Raw genomic sequence first — 17,404 nt, forward strand, 5'->3', positions numbered from 1 at the left:
TATAGAATATTTTTATGTCAATTGTTTCAAAAATGTTTCTTGTTGCTTACCCTCATTATATTACTTAGTCCATAAAATATCAATTGTTTTGAAGTTCTTTACATTCTATTTATTTTTAAAACTTCTATCGCATCCACTTGATTTACCTTTAAGATGTAAAACAGTTGATTGATACTAAATGTTAGTATTAATAATATTCCACCTAGCCATATAGGTTTGATTGATAATCTGATCGGTTCATATTCTCCAAACAAAATAGCTAAATCAGACATTTTGACTGCAATCAATACATAACCTATAGTGCTAATAAGCCACAAAACAAGAAATATAGTAACGAAAACTTTAATGAGCGATTTTGTCATCATCTTTTTATCTATACCCAACACAAACATTCTTGCATATATTTCTTTTAAATCATGATAGAGCAAGATAGAATGATTCATTAAAGCGACTAAGAAACATATAATGATAATCGCAAGAATAAATGTAATATATGTAGTGACTCTTCTCATCTCAAAAATAAGTGGTGCCATTTCATCTTCAACATCAAAGATTGAAATGAGTTCTTGGCTGTATGCATCCAAAAGTATATCTTTTAGTGTGTTTTTTTGTCCACTTGCATTAACTAAAAACACATTATAGATATCACCTTCATCATATATATGATGTAGATTTGTGAAAGCTAGATCACCTAGTTGTTTTTCAAAAAAACCGGCGATGATAAATGTTTGTTCTTTGTATTCTCCATTTACATATATCTCAATCTCATCGCCAAGATGATAATCATATAAATATGTATACCTATCAGGCAAGATGACATATAAGGTTGTTACTTTGTTTAAATCTCTAAGTGCATCATCACTTATATTAGTATGAAAGAATTTTTGAATATCTTCAGAGTTCATCGAAATCAGTTGTTTAATGGTTTGATTTTCATTCGCTATTTTCACTTCTTGAAATAAACCAGCTTTTGAAATGTCCTCAACTTCATAAATTGATTCAATTTCTATGTATTTATCATCATATTCACTTGTAATATTTCCAATGATGAAATCGAGTTCATAAGTTTGTTGATAAGCTTCTGCTCTTTGGACCATGTAATCATTCGCAAAAACCAATAACAAGATTGTTAAAAATGCAATAAGTACCAAGTTTAAATAATGCTTAAAAGTGCTTTTTGTAAGCATCGCTTTTATTTGATAATAACCGATATTTCTATCATGTTTTTTAAACCAATACTTTTTGATTGAAAAAAATGAAAGTTTTATCAAGTAAACAAGGATGTATAAAGTAATTATAAGTATAATAATCACATGATAACCATTAAATAAGGACTCTATAATATCGATAGATAGAATCATATATACGAAGATAAAAAATATAATTATACCTAGTAATAATGATTTCGATAATTTATTTCTGTCATCTAAATCTTTAAGACTCTTAATGTCAGAAACTTGAAAAAACTTTTTAAAGTAAAAATAAACAACAGCACATAGTAAAACCATACTGATTAGAAGTGCGTATAAAATACGTATATAGGATATTTTGTATATCATATCTGAAGCAAGATAATTTAATCCAAAATTAATGATGAGTTGGGATAAAGAAATTGCTAAAAGAAATGAGATAAAAAAGAAAATCAGCATCTCCATCATGACAATCCCAATGGAGAATCGTTTTTTTCCACCCAAGATATGAATGGTAGCATACAATTGTTTCTTCTCGTGGAAATAAACTTCTAGTGTCGTTTTTAATACGAACATAATCGCAAACAATGAGATTGAAATAATCATAAAAAATGCTGTAATATTTCTTTGAATAAACTGTTGAATTGCATCGTCGTCAACAGTGATATTGTAGGTTAACAAACGATAAGGTTCTTTTGATTGAAGTATTGTAATGACATCGTTGATCTCATATGATGCATGGATGTCAATATACACTTTATTGTAAATGTTAGAAAGCAAGATTGGATTTAAACTTGCCAATGAGGGGCTTAATGCATTTAAGAAAAATGGTAACCCTTCAGTTTTATCAATAAAGATTTGCATTTCATCAAAAAGCATATCATCTTTAACAACTTCGACAATCTTAAATGTTTTTTGTTGCTCATTCACTTGAATAAAAACTTCATTTCCAACGTCTAAATTCATCTCAAGAGCTAGACTTTCAGTTATAATCATCTCATCATCAAGCAAACTATCTTGATAATAGACATATCTATTAATTTTCTTAAGAATATCTAAATGAGAAGCTTTTACATGTACATATTGTCTGTTTTGATCGCTTGCCTGTAATAAAACATCAAATTCAAAAAACATTGCTTTCTCATTTATAACTTCATTAATTTGATCATCAGTTTGTAAAACAGATGTTGAAAAAAAGCGAGTATTGCCGTTAGGGGAAACGCTCATGATTAAATCATAGTTTTCATATGTTTCTTCAAGTTTTCCATAATAATAAGATGTAAAAAAATCTTTCATTGAAAAGCCTAATATGAGTGAAGTAAATACACCTAAAAAACCAATCAACATCAAGATCGATTTCAGTGGTGAACTTATGATATTCTTATATACGAAACGCACTTGAAACAAAAGTCTACTTAGACTTTTTTTCATCATGAATCACCTGTCCATCAACCATATGAATGGTTCTTGTCCCATATGTTGTTAAGTCCATATTATGTGTCACCATAAGAATTGTTTTATGATATGTTTGATTCAGCGTTTTAAACAGTTCCATGATCTTCTTACCATTTTCAATGTCTAAGTTACCTGTTGGTTCATCTGCAAAGATAATTTTCGGATCATTAATTAAACATCTTGCGATGGCAACTCTTTGCTGCATCCCTCCAGATAACTCAGATGGATAATGGTTCATATAAGCTTTCATGTCTACCATTTCCAAAACATCTAAGATATCCTTTTTTGATTTGTGCTTACCTAATACAGAAGCAAGCATGATATTTTCGTATACGGTTAAGTTAGGAATTAAATTATAAAACTGAAAAACAAATCCAATATCTAAAGATCTTAATTTAGCTTTTTCTTGTTCATTATAACTATTTAATGAACGATCAAACATGAAAACATCCCCATCTTCGAAGGGTTCAAGTCCGCTTAAGACATATAATAGTGTCGTTTTTCCGGATCCTGAAGGTCCTACAATAGATATAAATTCTTTTTCTTTAATCTCTATGTTTAGACCTCTTAAAACTTCAGTTTCAATGTTTTGATGTTGATATACTTTTTTTAGATTCAATGTTTTAATTAAGATCATATACATCCCTGATTTCTTTGGATTTAACTTAGTTTAATACTATCATATTCAAACTTTTTTTTAAATGGTTATGATACCTTTTTATCATTGTAACTGCTATAATAAAACTAAAGAAACTTTGATACGGGGTGAAACGATGCAACTTAAGGAACAATTTATAAAAATATATGCAGAACAACCAAGTGAAATGTATTTTTCACCTGGAAGAGTAAACATCATTGGTGAGCACATCGATTATAATGGTGGACTGGTCTTACCAGCAGCTATTTCACTTGGCACTTACGCCTTAATTAATTTTAGAGATGATGATATCATCCGTGTTTTTTCGACAAACTTTAAAGAACAAGGCGTTATCGAAATATCTCTAAAGCATCTTGAATATGCTGCTAGTGATCATTATGCAAATTATATCAAAGGTGTTTTTAAACTATTCATGGAAAAACATAAACATATCAATCGAGGTATGAATATATTCATTCATGGGACATTGCCGCCACAATCTGGCTTATCTTCTTCTGCATCATTATTAGTTTTAATGGTATATATTTTATCTGATGTCTATCAAATAAATTTATCAAAAACAGACATGGCACTTTATGCTAAAGATGTAGAGAATCATTATATGCATATGCATTGCGGCATCATGGACCAACTCATTATTGCAAAAGGAATCAAGCATAAAGCCTTGCTCATGAATACATCTACTTTAGAGACAACACCTGTTGATGCATTTCTAGATGGTTATTCATGGGTGATCATGAATACACATTATGAAAGAAAAACTACAGAATCTAAATATAATGAGCGTGTTAAAGAATGTGGTGATGCTTTAAAAATCATTAAAGATTATAAATCTATCAGTCATCTTTGTGAGTTATCAGTTTCTGAGTTTGAAAGCATCAAAGAACATATCACAAATGAAACACTTGTAAAAAGAGCTAGACACACTATCTCAGAACAACAAAGAGTCTTAAGAAGTATACATGCTTTAAGTCATCAAGATGCTAAACTTATGGGTAACCTTTTAAATCAGTCTCATCAGTCACTCAAAGATGATTATGAAGTTACTGGTTTTCATTTAGATATGCTTGTTGAAGGGGCAAAAAGTGCTGGTGCAATTGGTGCTCGTGTCACTGGTGCAGGATTCGGAGGATGTGCAATCGCACTTGTACCAAACAATCAAATGCATGATTTTGATCAACTAACAGATAATTATTACTTTCATAAAACTGGTATTCACGCTTCTTTTTATCATGTTGACTTTATGGATGGGGTATCTAAAATCGAGGTATTCAAATGAAAATGTATATAGATGCATTTCTTACTTATGCATTGGATAACCATCTCATTAAAGATATTGATGTCGCAAAACATCATATGGTAAAACTATTTGGGCTGACAAATTATGCTTATGATAACTATCATTTACCGATCGATCAAGTTTTAGAAAAATTGCTCGATGTTGCATATGAGAACCATTTATTTACACCGAATACAACATTAGAACGCGATGCATTTGAAGCTTATATGTTTGATCAGATCATGCCATCTCCAAAAGAGGTTAAGCAAACATTTTTGGATAAAGCTGAAAAAGATAAAAATCAAGCTTTTACTTATCTTTATGATTTATCTAAACATGTGAACTATATTAAAACAAATAGAATCAATCAAAACATACATTTTATTTATCCTTCACCATATGGTGCTCTACAAATCACGATTAACTTATCTAAACCAGAAAAAGACCCAAAAGATATCGCAAAAGCGCTTGAAAAAACAAAATTAAGCGTAGATGGTCCAGCTTGTGTCTTGTGTAAGGAAAACGAGCAAAACTATGAAAATGCCAGAATGAACTTAAGAATTGTTCCCATCGATTTGGCTCAAGAAATATGGCACTTTCAATATTCACCTTACTTATATTTTAATGAGCACTCCATCGTTTTAAGTGATGTTCATAGAGATATGAAAATTGATCAAAAAACATTTAGAGCCTTATTTGATTTTATCGATTATATGCCCTCATATTTTATAGGATCAAATGCAGATTTACCCATTGTAGGTGGATCCATATTAAATCACGATCACTTTCAATCTGGAAGACATCATTTTCCTATAGAAGATGCAACACCCATAAAAACATATGATGATTTAAAAGACATTTCTATATCGCACCTATACTGGCCTTTATCAACCATAAGATTAAGATCTAAACATAGAAGTCATTTAGAAGATTTTGCATCACATGTTTTAAACTCATGGAAGACATATCTAAATGAAGAATTAAGCATCATACCCTATACAAATGTGCCACATCAAACCATCACCCCAATTGTTAGATTTAAAAACGACTATTATGAACTAGATTTAATATTACGTAATAATCGTACAGATGAGACATTCCCTGATGGTATATTTCATCCTCATCAAGCATATCATCATATCAAAAAAGAAAACATTGGACTGATTGAAGCCGCAGGTTTAGCCATTCTTCCTGGAAGATTAAAGGAAGAGTTGAGGCTTTGTTATAAGTTCCTTAATGAAGGACAAAGAGATCCAAGCATCCAAAAACATATGCCTTGGTTAAATAAACTTTCTCGAGAGAAACACATAGATAACATGAACGATTTATATCAAGAAGTTGGAAAAGTATTTACTCATGTACTTGAAGACTCTGGTGTCTTTAAATTAAATCAAACTGGTATTTCTGCAATGGATGCATTTATCAAATCAACCATTCATTCATACAAAAAACGTGAACACTAATCGATGTGCTCACGTTTTTATTTAATCACTATTTATTTTTTTACTCTTCTTGCGACATAAGCGAACATGTCAGGACCTGTATGTATACCCAACACTGGTGTTAATTCAGATAACTCTAAATTTCTAACGCTTAATGCACGTTTTAACGTTTCACCAAGTTCTTCAGCTTTTTCTTTATCTGATGCATAGTGAATCGTTAAATCAATTAAGTCACTACCGAAATCTTCAACAAGTATGTTTTTCATGTTGAGTAATGATCTCTTAAGTCCTAATGCTTTAGATGCAGTTACGTAAACACCTTCATCATTAACCGTAATCACTGGTTTAATATGAAGTAGATCTCCGATTGTACCTTCAACTTTACCAATACGTCCACCTCTTCTTAAGTACTTGAGGGTTGCGATTGTGTAATATGCTTTTGAGTTCTTATATCTAAGTTCATCTAACGCTTCAATAATTTTATTTGTTTCTACGCCTTTATTCACTAACTCAACTGCTTCTCTTACGATATAACCTTGTTGAGCTCCTAATGTTTTTGTATCATAATGTGTAATTGCTAAATCTTTTTCTTGTTCAATTTCAATTCTAAATGCATTAAAAGTACCTGATAATCCTGAAGAAATATTAATCACTAATAGTGCTTCATATCCTTCTTTTTTAACTTGTTTGAAAATATCATGTAAATCACCTGATTTTGGAAGTGAAGTTTTAATGTTTTTTTTATCTAAGTCTCTGTAAATTTCTTGTGAAGTAACTTCTAGTTGATCTCTAAAGCTCTCATCATCAATATTGATGATCAATGGAATGACAAATAAATTCTTATGTTTTTCAATATAGTCTTTTGGCAAGTTGCATCCAGAATCAGTTAAAATTGCTGTTTTCATATTTATACCTCTGTTTTTTTGTTATTTTTTTATATGTGTTTCATAACTCTATGCATAAATCATAACATAATTTCTATATCAAAGTAATAAATATGAAATAATTTAAAATAAATTAAAATATCATTTGAAAAATTACGTATTTTTCACATAAATTAAATTACCAACGAATATAATGCTCATGATCATTGCAAAAACCACAAACATTATTGACATCGAATAATCAGCTAGTAATCCAATTAATGGTGCAAATATAACAATGAGCAAAGAGGCTGTTTGTGATTCAGCACTTAAAACAGTAGCTCTTTTATCACTATCAGTGACATCTCCAATACGCTCAACCATCAATGGTTTTCTGATATTCATCAGCACATATAGCACTAAGAACATCAATCCTACAACAAAAATCGAGTCTAAAAAGAAACTCAAGACACCTATTGCTACACCAGTTATTAACCAAATATAGGCAATTAAAATGCCTGGTTTTCCAATTGATTTTACACGATAAGAGTTCCTACTTGATATAGCACTTACTAAGTAAATAACTGCATAGATAATACCAATATAAATTTTTGTGTGCTCTTCTTCATCAAACTGATTAAAAATCAATACGCCCATAGACATAGTAATCAAAATCGGTTGAATATAATCTTTAATGCTTTTAAATGTTGCTTGATATGATGCTGAATTGAACACAGCATTTCTTACTAGCTTTGTCTTAAATGTATATCTAATATTATCAACATTATGCTTAACAAAACTCTTAAATGAGAACTTGACATCTCTTTTTTCATTTAATGTATTTGGATAAGATAAGATTAAAAGCAAATCCAAAACATAGGGGATGATTGCAACTAAGAATAAAAATCTTATTTCCGGTAAATATAAAACAAGTCCAATAGAAACTAAACTGGCAATCATCGATCCAATCAGTGAATAAGATCTAGTTAATCCATATATCTTTGTCTTAGATGACTTAATGTTTTTTTGATCCATAAAAGACATAATCATCGATTTATGCGTGCCTGATCTAAATGCTTCACCTAGAGCATATAAACTCATTGCGATGACGAACATATAAAACTCAGTTGCAATAAAAAACATCATAAAAGACATGATGTAAAAAGCAAAACAAATGACTAATTCTGTCTTTTTACCATATCGATCTGCAATCACTCCAGAAGGTATCTCAAATATATATATGACTATCTCTCTAATCGAAAACAAAACACCTACTAAAAATAGGTTTAAGTCGTTCATCAAAAAATAAATAATCATATAAGGTTCAAAAAATCTTAAGTTCTTTAATAAGCCATAAAATCCAAATTTTGTTATTTGCAATCTATGCTTCTTTAAATCTTCCATAAGAGCACCTCTATTGTTTAAAAATATTATATCATTTTTACAAATTTTTATCATAATCTCGGTTGTAATAAAAGCGCTTTCATGTTACAATGATTTTGGAATTACACTACATTTTTATCGACATTATAAAAATGACCCGATAAGAAACAACAAAATCAAATATTTATCTTTATTAGGTTTTTAAACCAACAATGCCGAAAAGAAAAGAGAGGTTATTTTTTATGCAGTTTAAGTCAAAACCGATTGCTGTGCAAGACATTCTTTTACCTAATGATTGGATCAACTATGAAAAATGGTCTGTAGTTGCATGCGACCAGTTTACGAGTCAACCAGAGTATTGGGAAGAGTTAAGAGAAAGAATCGGTGATGAACCATCAACTTATGATCTTATTCTCCCTGAGGTTTATCTAGAATCTATGAGTGATCAAACCATTGATAAAATCAATGAAAAAATGTTTGAATACATCAACAACAACATCTTGAAAAATCTTGGTCCTTCTATGATTTTAGTTGAAAGAAAGACCCTTTGTGGAAAAACTAGACTAGGTATGATGCTTAGTATTGATTTAGAAACATATGATTATCAGCCATTTACAAAACCTTTTATCAGAACAACAGAAAACACGATCATTTCAAGAATACCTCCAAGAGTAAAAATCAGAAAAGATGCACCACTTGAATTAACACATGTGATGTTGCTTGCTAATGATCCTGAAAAACAAATATTAAAAAACCTTTTTAAAAGAAAAGATGAATTTAACATTGTGTATGATTTTGACTTAAATATGCGTGGGGGACATATTAGAGGTTATCAAATTACAGATTGTGAACCTGTTATAAATGATTTCTATAGTTTAATCAAAGACCCTGAAAATCCCATACTATTTATAGTTGGTGATGGCAATCACTCACTTGCAACCGCAAAAACGCATTGGGAGACATTAAAACCATCTTTATCTAATGAAGATCTAGAAAATCATCCTGCACGATATGCATTAGTTGAAGTTGTAAATATTTACGATGATGGCTTGGAGTTTGAAGGTATTAATCGCGTTTTATTCAATGTAGATGAGTTGTTTCTATCAAGTCTTCAAGATGCTATTGATCAAGAAGTCGAGTCATGGGTATATACCAAAAAAACTGGGAAAATCCCATTTTATATGCCAAAGAGTACAGCGTTAGCATATGAACAAATCCAAAACTTCATTGATGATTATTTATCATATCATCAAGATATGATGATAGATTATATCCATGGTGATGATGAAATGATGGACATATGCAATAAAAAAGACGATCGCTTAGGCATTCATATGCCAGTTTTAGATCGTAAAGATTTATTTCCATTTATTCAAATGGGTAAAATTTTACCAAGAAAGTCATTTTCAATGGGAAATGCTACCGCAAAAAGATATTACTTAGAAAGTAGATTCATTAAAAAAATGAGTTTGAAATAGGAAGGAGAAATCATGAAAAGAGTATTTAATTTTTCAGCTGGACCAGCTGTATTACCAGAAGCGGTCTTAAAAGAAGCTGCTCAAGAAATGCTAGATTATAACAACACTGGCATGTCAGTTATGGAAATGAGTCATCGCTCATCCATGTACAAAAAAATTATCGAGGATGCAGAAAAAGATTTAAGAACCTTAATGCATATTCCTGATAACTACAAAGTATTATTCCTACAGGGAGGTGCAACCCTTCAATTTTCAATGATTCCTATGAATTTGTTGAAAAACGGTGTTGCTGATTATATTATCACAGGAGCTTGGGCTAAAAAAGCTTTTAAAGAAGCTCAAAAATATGGAAAAGTAAGAGCTATTGCTTCTTCAGAAGATAAGAACTTCTCATATATCCCTGATGTATCTAATCTAGATATATCTGAAGATGCTGATTATGTTTACATGTGTGACAACAATACAATTTATGGTACAAAATTCCATAGTCTCCCAGACACAAAAGGTAAAGTACTCATATCTGATGCTTCTTCTTGTATATTATCAGAACCTGTCGATGTTTCTAAATATGGTGTCATTTTCGCGGGTGCACAAAAAAATATTGGTCCTGCAGGAACTGTCATTGTAATTATAAGAGAAGATTTAATTCGAACTGATATCAACCCAAATACACCAATTATGCTAAGATATGATATTCATGCTGAGAATGACTCTATGTATAATACACCTCCAACATATGGTATTTACATGTGTGGAAAAGTATTTAAATGGTTACTTGAAAAAGGTGGCATTGAAAAAATGCATGAAGAAAACATCAAAAAAGCTAGTCTTTTATATGGCACCATCGATCATAGTGATTTATTCTATGGTACTGTTGATCCTGAATCAAGATCACTGATGAATGTTTGCTTTAAAACTGATGATGATGAACTCAACGATTTATTCATCAAAGAAGCTAAAGCACTCGGTTTAGAAAACTTAAAAGGACATCGTTCTGTTGGTGGTATGAGAGCTTCTATCTACAATGCTATGCCTTATGAAGGTGTTCAAGCACTTGTTGATTTCATGAAAGCTTTTGAAGAAAAACACGGAAAGTAGGTCTTTAAATGTATAAAATTCATTGTTTAAATAATATTTCACAAGAAGGTTTAAGTGTATTATCAAGCGATTACACTTTGACTGATGACATCAACGAAAGTGATGCAGTATTGGTAAGAAGTTTTAATATGCACGAGCTAAACTTAAATCAACAAGTTGTTGCAGTTGCAAGAGCTGGTGCTGGTGTCAACAATATTCCTTTAGATAAATATGCAAGTCAGGGTATAGTTGTTTTTAACACACCAGGCGCTAATGCGAATGCTGTTAAGGAACTCACAATTGCTGGTATGTTTTTAGCAGCTAGAAACTTATACCCAGGTATGCAATGGGTTAAAGAAAACAACCAAGATCCTGATATCCAAAAAAATATGGAGAAAGCAAAAAAAGCTTTCGCTGGAACTGAAATTCTAAATAAAACCATTGGTATTATCGGATTAGGTGCAATTGGTATCATGCTTGCAAATACTTGTGCAAAAATGGGTATGAAAGTTTTAGGTACAAAACGTCATTTAGAAACCTTAAAGGATCTAGATTTTCATGACAACGTCACTTTAGTAAAAACTAAGGAAGAAATCTTTGAAAAAGCTGATTATATAAGTCTTAATCTTCCACTAAATGATAACACTAAACATTTAATAGATAAAAAAGCTTTTGACCAAATGAAAGACGGCGTTATTATTTTAAACTTTGCAAGAGATAAGTTAGTTAATGATGAGGATTTGGAAGTTGCCATTAAAAATCAAAAAGTGAGAGCTTATGTCACAGATTTTCCAAATCCAAAAACAGCACAAATGGAAGGTGTCATTGCATTCCCACATTTAGGTGCATCAAGTGAAGAAGCTGAAACAAATTGTGCAATTATGGCATCAACAGAAATTTCTAAGTTTATCGAAACAGGCGCAATCAAGCATAGTGTCAATTATCCAGATATTTCAGTAGAACCAAAACAGTCTAAATATCGTTATGTCGTTTTATGTAAAGTGCATGGAAATGATCAAGAACTTTATATTAAAGAAATCGTCTCTCTATTTGAACGTATTGAACATGTATATCAATCATTCAATAATCAATATGGAGTCATTATCGTAGATTCAAATGAAGATGCAATCACAGACATAGATCAAGTTTCATTTGTTACAAAGGTACGAGTCATTAAATAAAAAAATATCCTTGATCGCTCAAGGATATGGATTAGATCAGATGATATGCTTTTGCAATTGAAATATATAATTCTACACCTTTGATTAAAACTTCATCTTTAAAATTAAAAAAACAACTATGAAGTGGATGTATATACCCCTTCTCCTCGTTACGAGTACCTAGCATGGTAAACATGCCAGGTACTTTTTCTTGATAAAAAGCAAAATCTTCTGATGCCATCAGTGGTTTGATATACTCATAATCTTTATCAAGATGTTTTTCGATAAACTCAACAATATCTGGATCATTATATACGACTGGATATAATTCCATTAAATTAGAAGATATTTCCACTTGGAAAGATAACTTTATACCCTCAATGATCTCTTCTATTCTCTTTTTCATAGAATAAAAGACTTCATCTTTAAAAGCTCTCATCGTTCCAGTGATTTCTACATGTTGGGCAATGATATTTCTAGCTTCTCCACCATGAATCGTTCCTACTGTAATCACACCTTGTTCAAAAGGATCAACGTTTCTCGAAATAATCGTATAAAGTTGAGAGATTAAATGAGTGCTTGCGACAATTGCATCATTACCATCATGAGGGGATGCTCCATGTGCAGATTTTCCGTTGATTTCAATGTTAAACTCAAGATTTCGTGCCATCATCGGACCTTTAACAAGTCCATATACACCTTCTTTGAGATTTGGATATAGATGTATGCCAAAAATCTTTTTAACATTAAACTTATCCAAAAATCCTTCTTCTACAATCACTTTAGCTCCACCAGGATATTCTTCTGCAGGCTGAAAGATTAAAACGATAGAATCGTTTAATAGCGTTTGGTCTTTTAAATACTTCGCAAACCCTAAAAGCATTGCCATATGGCCATCATGGCCACATGCATGCATTTTTCCTGGATGTGTAGACGGATAAGGATAATCTGATTTTTCTGATACAGGTAAAGCATCCATGTCAGATCTAAAAGCTATTGCAGTATCTTTTTTGCCTTTTTTATATGCCACCCACCCAGTGATAGCAGCTTGATGGATCTCATATCCCATGCCTTCTAGTTCTTTTTTAATATATGCACTTGTTTTAAATAAGTCAAATGAGATCTCTGGGATTTGATGTAAATCTTTTCTTACTTTTTTTAAATATTCAACCATATTGTTTCTCCTTATTTTACTTACGCTCTTTGCTTTTCTTTGATTAAATGATATAAGACTAGTATCAAATAAAAGACTGGAATTGCAGCTAATGATGATATAAAAAGCACCCATCCATAAATGGTTATTAACACTTTATATCTACCAAGATATGAAATGAATGACATAAATATTGGAACAATCACTAAAAATATTATAACAAGCCACCAATAGTCTTTAAAGGTTTGATGAACTTCCGATAAAATATACTTATTACTTATATCAATGACTAGCCAAGCAAAAAATATAATGAATATATAATATACACCACTTTTGATCGCAACATCATATGAATCAAAAAAACTTTCTTCAACGGTATGCACCGACAAAATATTAAAATCATCAAAAAATAGAAGATCATATGTTTCTTCGGCAGTCCCTAAGCGTTGATTATGATGCTTAACTTCAATATCAATAAAAACCTTGACTTCTTTAACTGGTACATCATTATCTAAAAGTTCTACATCTAGTATAATTTGACCAATATCATAATTGAGATTATTAACAACGTTAAAATCGATCTCTAGTTTTGTTGCTGCAGAAGTTGTGCTTCTTGAAACTCTCTTTTCTGAAACATAAAAAGAGACGTCTTTGCCATCGATCTCATGATCACTTATATATGGAGACACCCAAAGAATAAGAGACAAAAACAATATAAACAGGGCTTTCATTTAACCATCCCCCTTTTTCTTTAATTATAGCATAACAGATTAAAAGACAATCCATTTCTTATGATTACTCTAACATACTAAACATATTTTAAAACCTTATCAAGTTCAAATGATTGAACATATGTTAAAATAAGGAGAACAGTTATGTTTAAAAATAGTGAAAACATAAAAAGAGTATTAAGGAAGGAATATTTATGGATAGACTATATGATATTGGACTTATTGGCATTGCAGTGATGGGTGAAAACCTTGCATTAAATATGGAATCAAAAGGTTTTAGTGTCGTTGTATCATCAAGAAAACAAGATACGATTGATGCGTTTTTAAATGGACGTGCAAAAGGTAAAAACTTTGCAGGTACAACAGATATGGAAGAACTTGTATCCATGCTTAAAAAACCAAGAAAAATTATGCTAATGATTAAGGCAGGTCACCCAGTCGATCAAGTCATTGAACAACTGATACCACTTCTTGATCAAGGTGATGTCATCATCGATGGTGGTAACTCAAATTATAATGACACAACAAGACGTAGTTTATATCTAAGAGATAAAGGACTACACTATATTGGTACTGGTGTTTCTGGTGGCGAAGAAGGTGCGCTTACCGGCCCATCCATTATGCCAGGCGGACACCAAGAAGCTTGGCCAATCGTTAAACCAATCCTACAAGCAATTGCCGCAAAAGTAAATGATGGTCAAATATGTTGTGACTGGGTTGGCGAAGATGGTGCAGGTCATTTTGTCAAAATGGTTCACAATGGTATTGAGTATGGAGACATGCAACTCATTTCTGAATCTTATCACTTATTAAAATCACTCGTTGGTCTATCAAATGATGAAATGGCAAGTGTCTTTAAAACTTGGAACCAAGGAGAACTTGATAGTTATTTAATCGAGATCACATCTGAAATATTAGCATTTAAAGATGAACATGGTGAAGCTTTAGTCGACAAAATACTTGATACTGCAGGACAAAAGGGTACTGGGAAATGGACTGTAAATGCTGCACTTGATGAAGGTATCCCATTAACACTGATTGGTGAATCCGTATTTTCTAGATTTTTATCAGCATTAAAAGATGAAAGATTTATTGCTTCTAAGCATTATCCAAAAGAAAATATAACATTAGATGAAGATCAAAATATATTTATCGAAGATTTAAGAAAAGCACTTTATGGTGCGAAAATCATGAGTTATACTCAAGGCTATGAACTCATGAAAGCTGCTGCTCACACATATAAATGGACTTTGAATTATGGTGGTATAGCTTTAATGTGGCGTGGAGGTTGTATCATCCGTTCAGTATTCTTAGATAAGATTAAACATGCGTTTGATAACAATCCTAACCTAACAAATCTACTTCTTGATGATTACTTTAAAGAAACGATGAATCGAGTGATCCCAAGTTTAAGAAAAGTTGTTTCTAAAGCCGTTTTACAGGGTATTCCTGTACCGACATTGTCTGCAGCACTTGCATATTTTGATGGTTATACGACAGACCGTCTACCAGCAAATCTTCTTCAGGCACAAAGGGATTATTTTGGAGCACACACTTATGAACGAACAGATAAAAAAAGAGGCGAGTTCTTCCATACCAACTGGACTGGAAAAGGCGGAACAACAACCTCAACGACTTATAACAAATAATTTAGAAGCTTTACTTAAGAACCCTTAAGTGAAGCTTTTCTTTTGATGACTTATTGTAATCATTAAAGCACATCTTCTATCATGAGATATCGTTTTTCATATGACAAGTTCTATGATATAATATAAAAAAGCTAAAGGAGGCAATGTATGAAAAAAATCTTGTTATCAAGTACACTCTTTTTAATCACATTTTTACTTATGTCCTGCACACCAAAATTAGATCGCGGGATAAAACCTGAAATCTATGAAACAACAAGATCGATTACCCATGCATTAACTGAACATCAAAATGACTTTTTTAAAGAACATATCATCTTAGATTTTGATCATACGGATGATGGATTTATCATTGAGTACTCTGACAAGAGTTACTATCCCGATAAAAAGTTAAGTTTAGTAACCGGTGATGAAACGCTATGGAGCATTGGCCCATATCTAAGACTAGATTATTCATTCATCGACGAAGATACACTTGTTATCAACTATCATGAAGATAGATTTAGTTACGGTAGAATGTATATATCTATCGAAACAGGAGATATATCACATCATACAACATTTCCTTATATTGTTGGATATGGTGATGTAACTAGCGGATACGTTTTAGTTAAATGGGCTTCAGATGAATATGATGGTCGATTTATCATTCAAAGAACTCATGATGATGGCATCGAGACAACATATCAGTTTACAACATATTGGTTACATGATTTCATGCGTGTCGATCATAACAAGTTTATCATCATAGCTGAAGATCGCATACCTACTGATATTGGTGAAGATATTTATAAAAGACTAATTATAATCAATGATGATGGTGATGTTCTTGAAGACCACCTTTTTGAAAAAAACGTATTAGTTGAGTATTTTGAACATGGATTTGCTGTTTTCTATGATTCAAAAACAGTTGTCCTTTATAATTATGATTTCGAAGAAGTCAATCGTTTAGCCGTCGATTCAAATCTCAACATCAAACTTAATTATGAAACGAATCATCTCAATGGTATCGTTCTTAAAAAAGTGGATTTTCCCGAAGAAAGCTATGTTTTTATAGATTTTGATGGCAACATCACCTATGAGTTCACATACCCCATTGATACTGAAGAACCTTATCAATCATTTTATTATCCAATAGTTTCGTTTTCAAATGGTGATGTCATTGAACTCTTATATGACAATCATGGAACTACACTACAAAGAAAAAACCAATTGAACAACATACTATGGCAGTTTGAATTAGAAAGTGGTGTCTATCAAATAGGTGTATCTGATTCAACCATTATGATAGGTTTACAAGAACCCTTTAATAAATTTCAAACTTACTCTTTTGATGGTGAGCAAATAAAAGATAGAGCACTTGAATGTAAGGGACTCATATCTTCTACTGATAGTACTTACACCTGTATAGATTCAAACATCAAACAATATGATCTAGATGATGATTCAATCCTATGGGAAAACAGCGATTTAGCAGTTCCTTTTGGAATGAAAGAAACACCATATGATTCATATATCGTTTCTTATATCGAAGACTATAATCCGAGTGAAACACTTCCATCTCTTAGTCCGATTAGAGCTGCACTTGTTTCTTATACAGGTGAGATTATAAAAACATTTGATGACTTTCATTTCTCACGATCTTTTATCTTTGACGATAGATTATTTATCATTGGTAGAAAAGATGATGACTTCAAACTCATGGCATTTGAAGTTGATAATCAAGGTGAAATCATCAACACATATACAGTTGTAGATACTTACTATAAAGATGACTATATCTATGATGTCTTACTGGAAAACAGTGAACTTGTGACATATCGGAGTATACATGAGCGCCACTATTGGTTTGAATATTCAAACTGGGATATCGAATAAATCATTTATAT

Annotated in this window: 13 protein-coding genes; 7 read left to right on the forward strand and 6 right to left on the reverse strand. The window is 31.5% G+C overall.

Annotated elements, in window-relative coordinates; translation table 11 throughout:
- Window positions 1–98: 98 nt before the first annotated feature.
- A complete protein-coding gene (locus BK011_08640) occupies window positions 99–2,621 on the reverse strand; it encodes a hypothetical protein (protein ID AUD65745.1) in 2,523 nt (840 codons plus the stop codon).
- Window positions 2,602–3,282 carry a hypothetical protein gene (locus tag BK011_08645; protein AUD65746.1) on the reverse strand — a complete coding sequence of 227 codons (681 nt, stop codon included), beginning with the start codon at window positions 3,280–3,282 and terminating at the stop codon, window positions 2,602–2,604. Before BK011_08645 ends, BK011_08640 begins: the two co-directional genes overlap by 20 nt.
- 136 nt (window positions 3,283–3,418) lie before the next feature.
- Between BK011_08645 and BK011_08650 the strand changes: the two genes are divergently transcribed.
- A complete protein-coding gene (locus tag BK011_08650; protein AUD65747.1) occupies window positions 3,419–4,582 on the forward strand; it encodes a galactokinase in 1,164 nt (387 codons plus the stop codon).
- Complete coding sequence (locus BK011_08655; GenBank protein AUD65748.1) at window positions 4,579–6,045, forward strand: hypothetical protein; 1,467 nt, start codon at window positions 4,579–4,581, stop codon at window positions 6,043–6,045. The genes BK011_08650 and BK011_08655 overlap by 4 nt, the downstream gene beginning before the upstream one ends.
- 32 nt (window positions 6,046–6,077) lie before the next feature.
- Here the strand turns inward: BK011_08655 and BK011_08660 are convergent, their stop codons facing one another.
- A complete protein-coding gene (locus BK011_08660) occupies window positions 6,078–6,929 on the reverse strand; it encodes a hypothetical protein (protein AUD65749.1) in 852 nt (283 codons plus the stop codon).
- A 132-nt stretch (window positions 6,930–7,061) separates the two neighbouring features.
- Window positions 7,062–8,291 carry a hypothetical protein gene (locus BK011_08665; GenBank protein ID AUD65750.1) on the reverse strand — a complete coding sequence of 410 codons (1,230 nt, stop codon included), beginning with the start codon at window positions 8,289–8,291 and terminating at the stop codon, window positions 7,062–7,064.
- A 221-nt stretch (window positions 8,292–8,512) separates the two neighbouring features.
- Here BK011_08665 and BK011_08670 point away from each other — a divergent pair, with 221 nt between their 5' ends.
- The 3 genes from BK011_08670 to BK011_08680 are packed head-to-tail and all read left to right on the forward strand — an operon-like array spanning window position 8,513 to window position 12,006.
- The gene (locus BK011_08670; GenBank protein ID AUD65751.1) at window positions 8,513–9,748 is read left to right on the forward strand and encodes a hypothetical protein; all 1,236 of its coding nucleotides are present in this window, start codon (window positions 8,513–8,515) and stop codon (window positions 9,746–9,748) included.
- A gap of 12 nt (window positions 9,749–9,760) precedes the next feature.
- Window positions 9,761–10,846: a phosphoserine transaminase gene (locus BK011_08675; protein ID AUD65752.1), complete on the forward strand. Its 1,086-nt coding sequence runs from the start codon at window positions 9,761–9,763 to the stop codon at window positions 10,844–10,846.
- Window positions 10,847–10,854: 8 nt separating this feature from the next.
- Window positions 10,855–12,006 carry a hypothetical protein gene (locus BK011_08680; protein ID AUD65753.1) on the forward strand — a complete coding sequence of 384 codons (1,152 nt, stop codon included), beginning with the start codon at window positions 10,855–10,857 and terminating at the stop codon, window positions 12,004–12,006.
- 31 nt (window positions 12,007–12,037) lie between these two features.
- Here BK011_08680 and BK011_08685 read toward each other — a convergent pair whose 3' ends face one another.
- The gene (locus BK011_08685; GenBank protein ID AUD65754.1) at window positions 12,038–13,159 is read right to left on the reverse strand and encodes an amidohydrolase; all 1,122 of its coding nucleotides are present in this window, start codon (window positions 13,157–13,159) and stop codon (window positions 12,038–12,040) included.
- Window positions 13,160–13,179: 20 nt separating this feature from the next.
- On the reverse strand, window positions 13,180–13,869 hold the full coding sequence (locus BK011_08690; protein ID AUD65755.1) for a hypothetical protein: 690 nt from the start codon (window positions 13,867–13,869) through the stop codon (window positions 13,180–13,182).
- A gap of 194 nt (window positions 13,870–14,063) precedes the next feature.
- Here BK011_08690 and BK011_08695 point away from each other — a divergent pair, with 194 nt between their 5' ends.
- Window positions 14,064–15,518, forward strand: coding sequence for a phosphogluconate dehydrogenase (NADP(+)-dependent, decarboxylating) (locus BK011_08695; GenBank protein AUD65756.1), 1,455 nt, complete (start codon window positions 14,064–14,066; stop codon window positions 15,516–15,518).
- Window positions 15,519–15,665: 147 nt separating this feature from the next.
- Window positions 15,666–17,393 (forward strand): hypothetical protein, encoded by a 1,728-nt coding sequence (locus BK011_08700; GenBank protein ID AUD65757.1) that lies wholly within the window; start codon window positions 15,666–15,668, stop codon window positions 17,391–17,393.
- Window positions 17,394–17,404: the final 11 nt, after the last annotated feature.

It is taken from the genome of Tenericutes bacterium MZ-XQ (assembly GCA_002838205.1).
GTDB lineage: Bacteria > Bacillota_I > Bacilli_A > Acholeplasmatales > Acholeplasmataceae > Mariniplasma.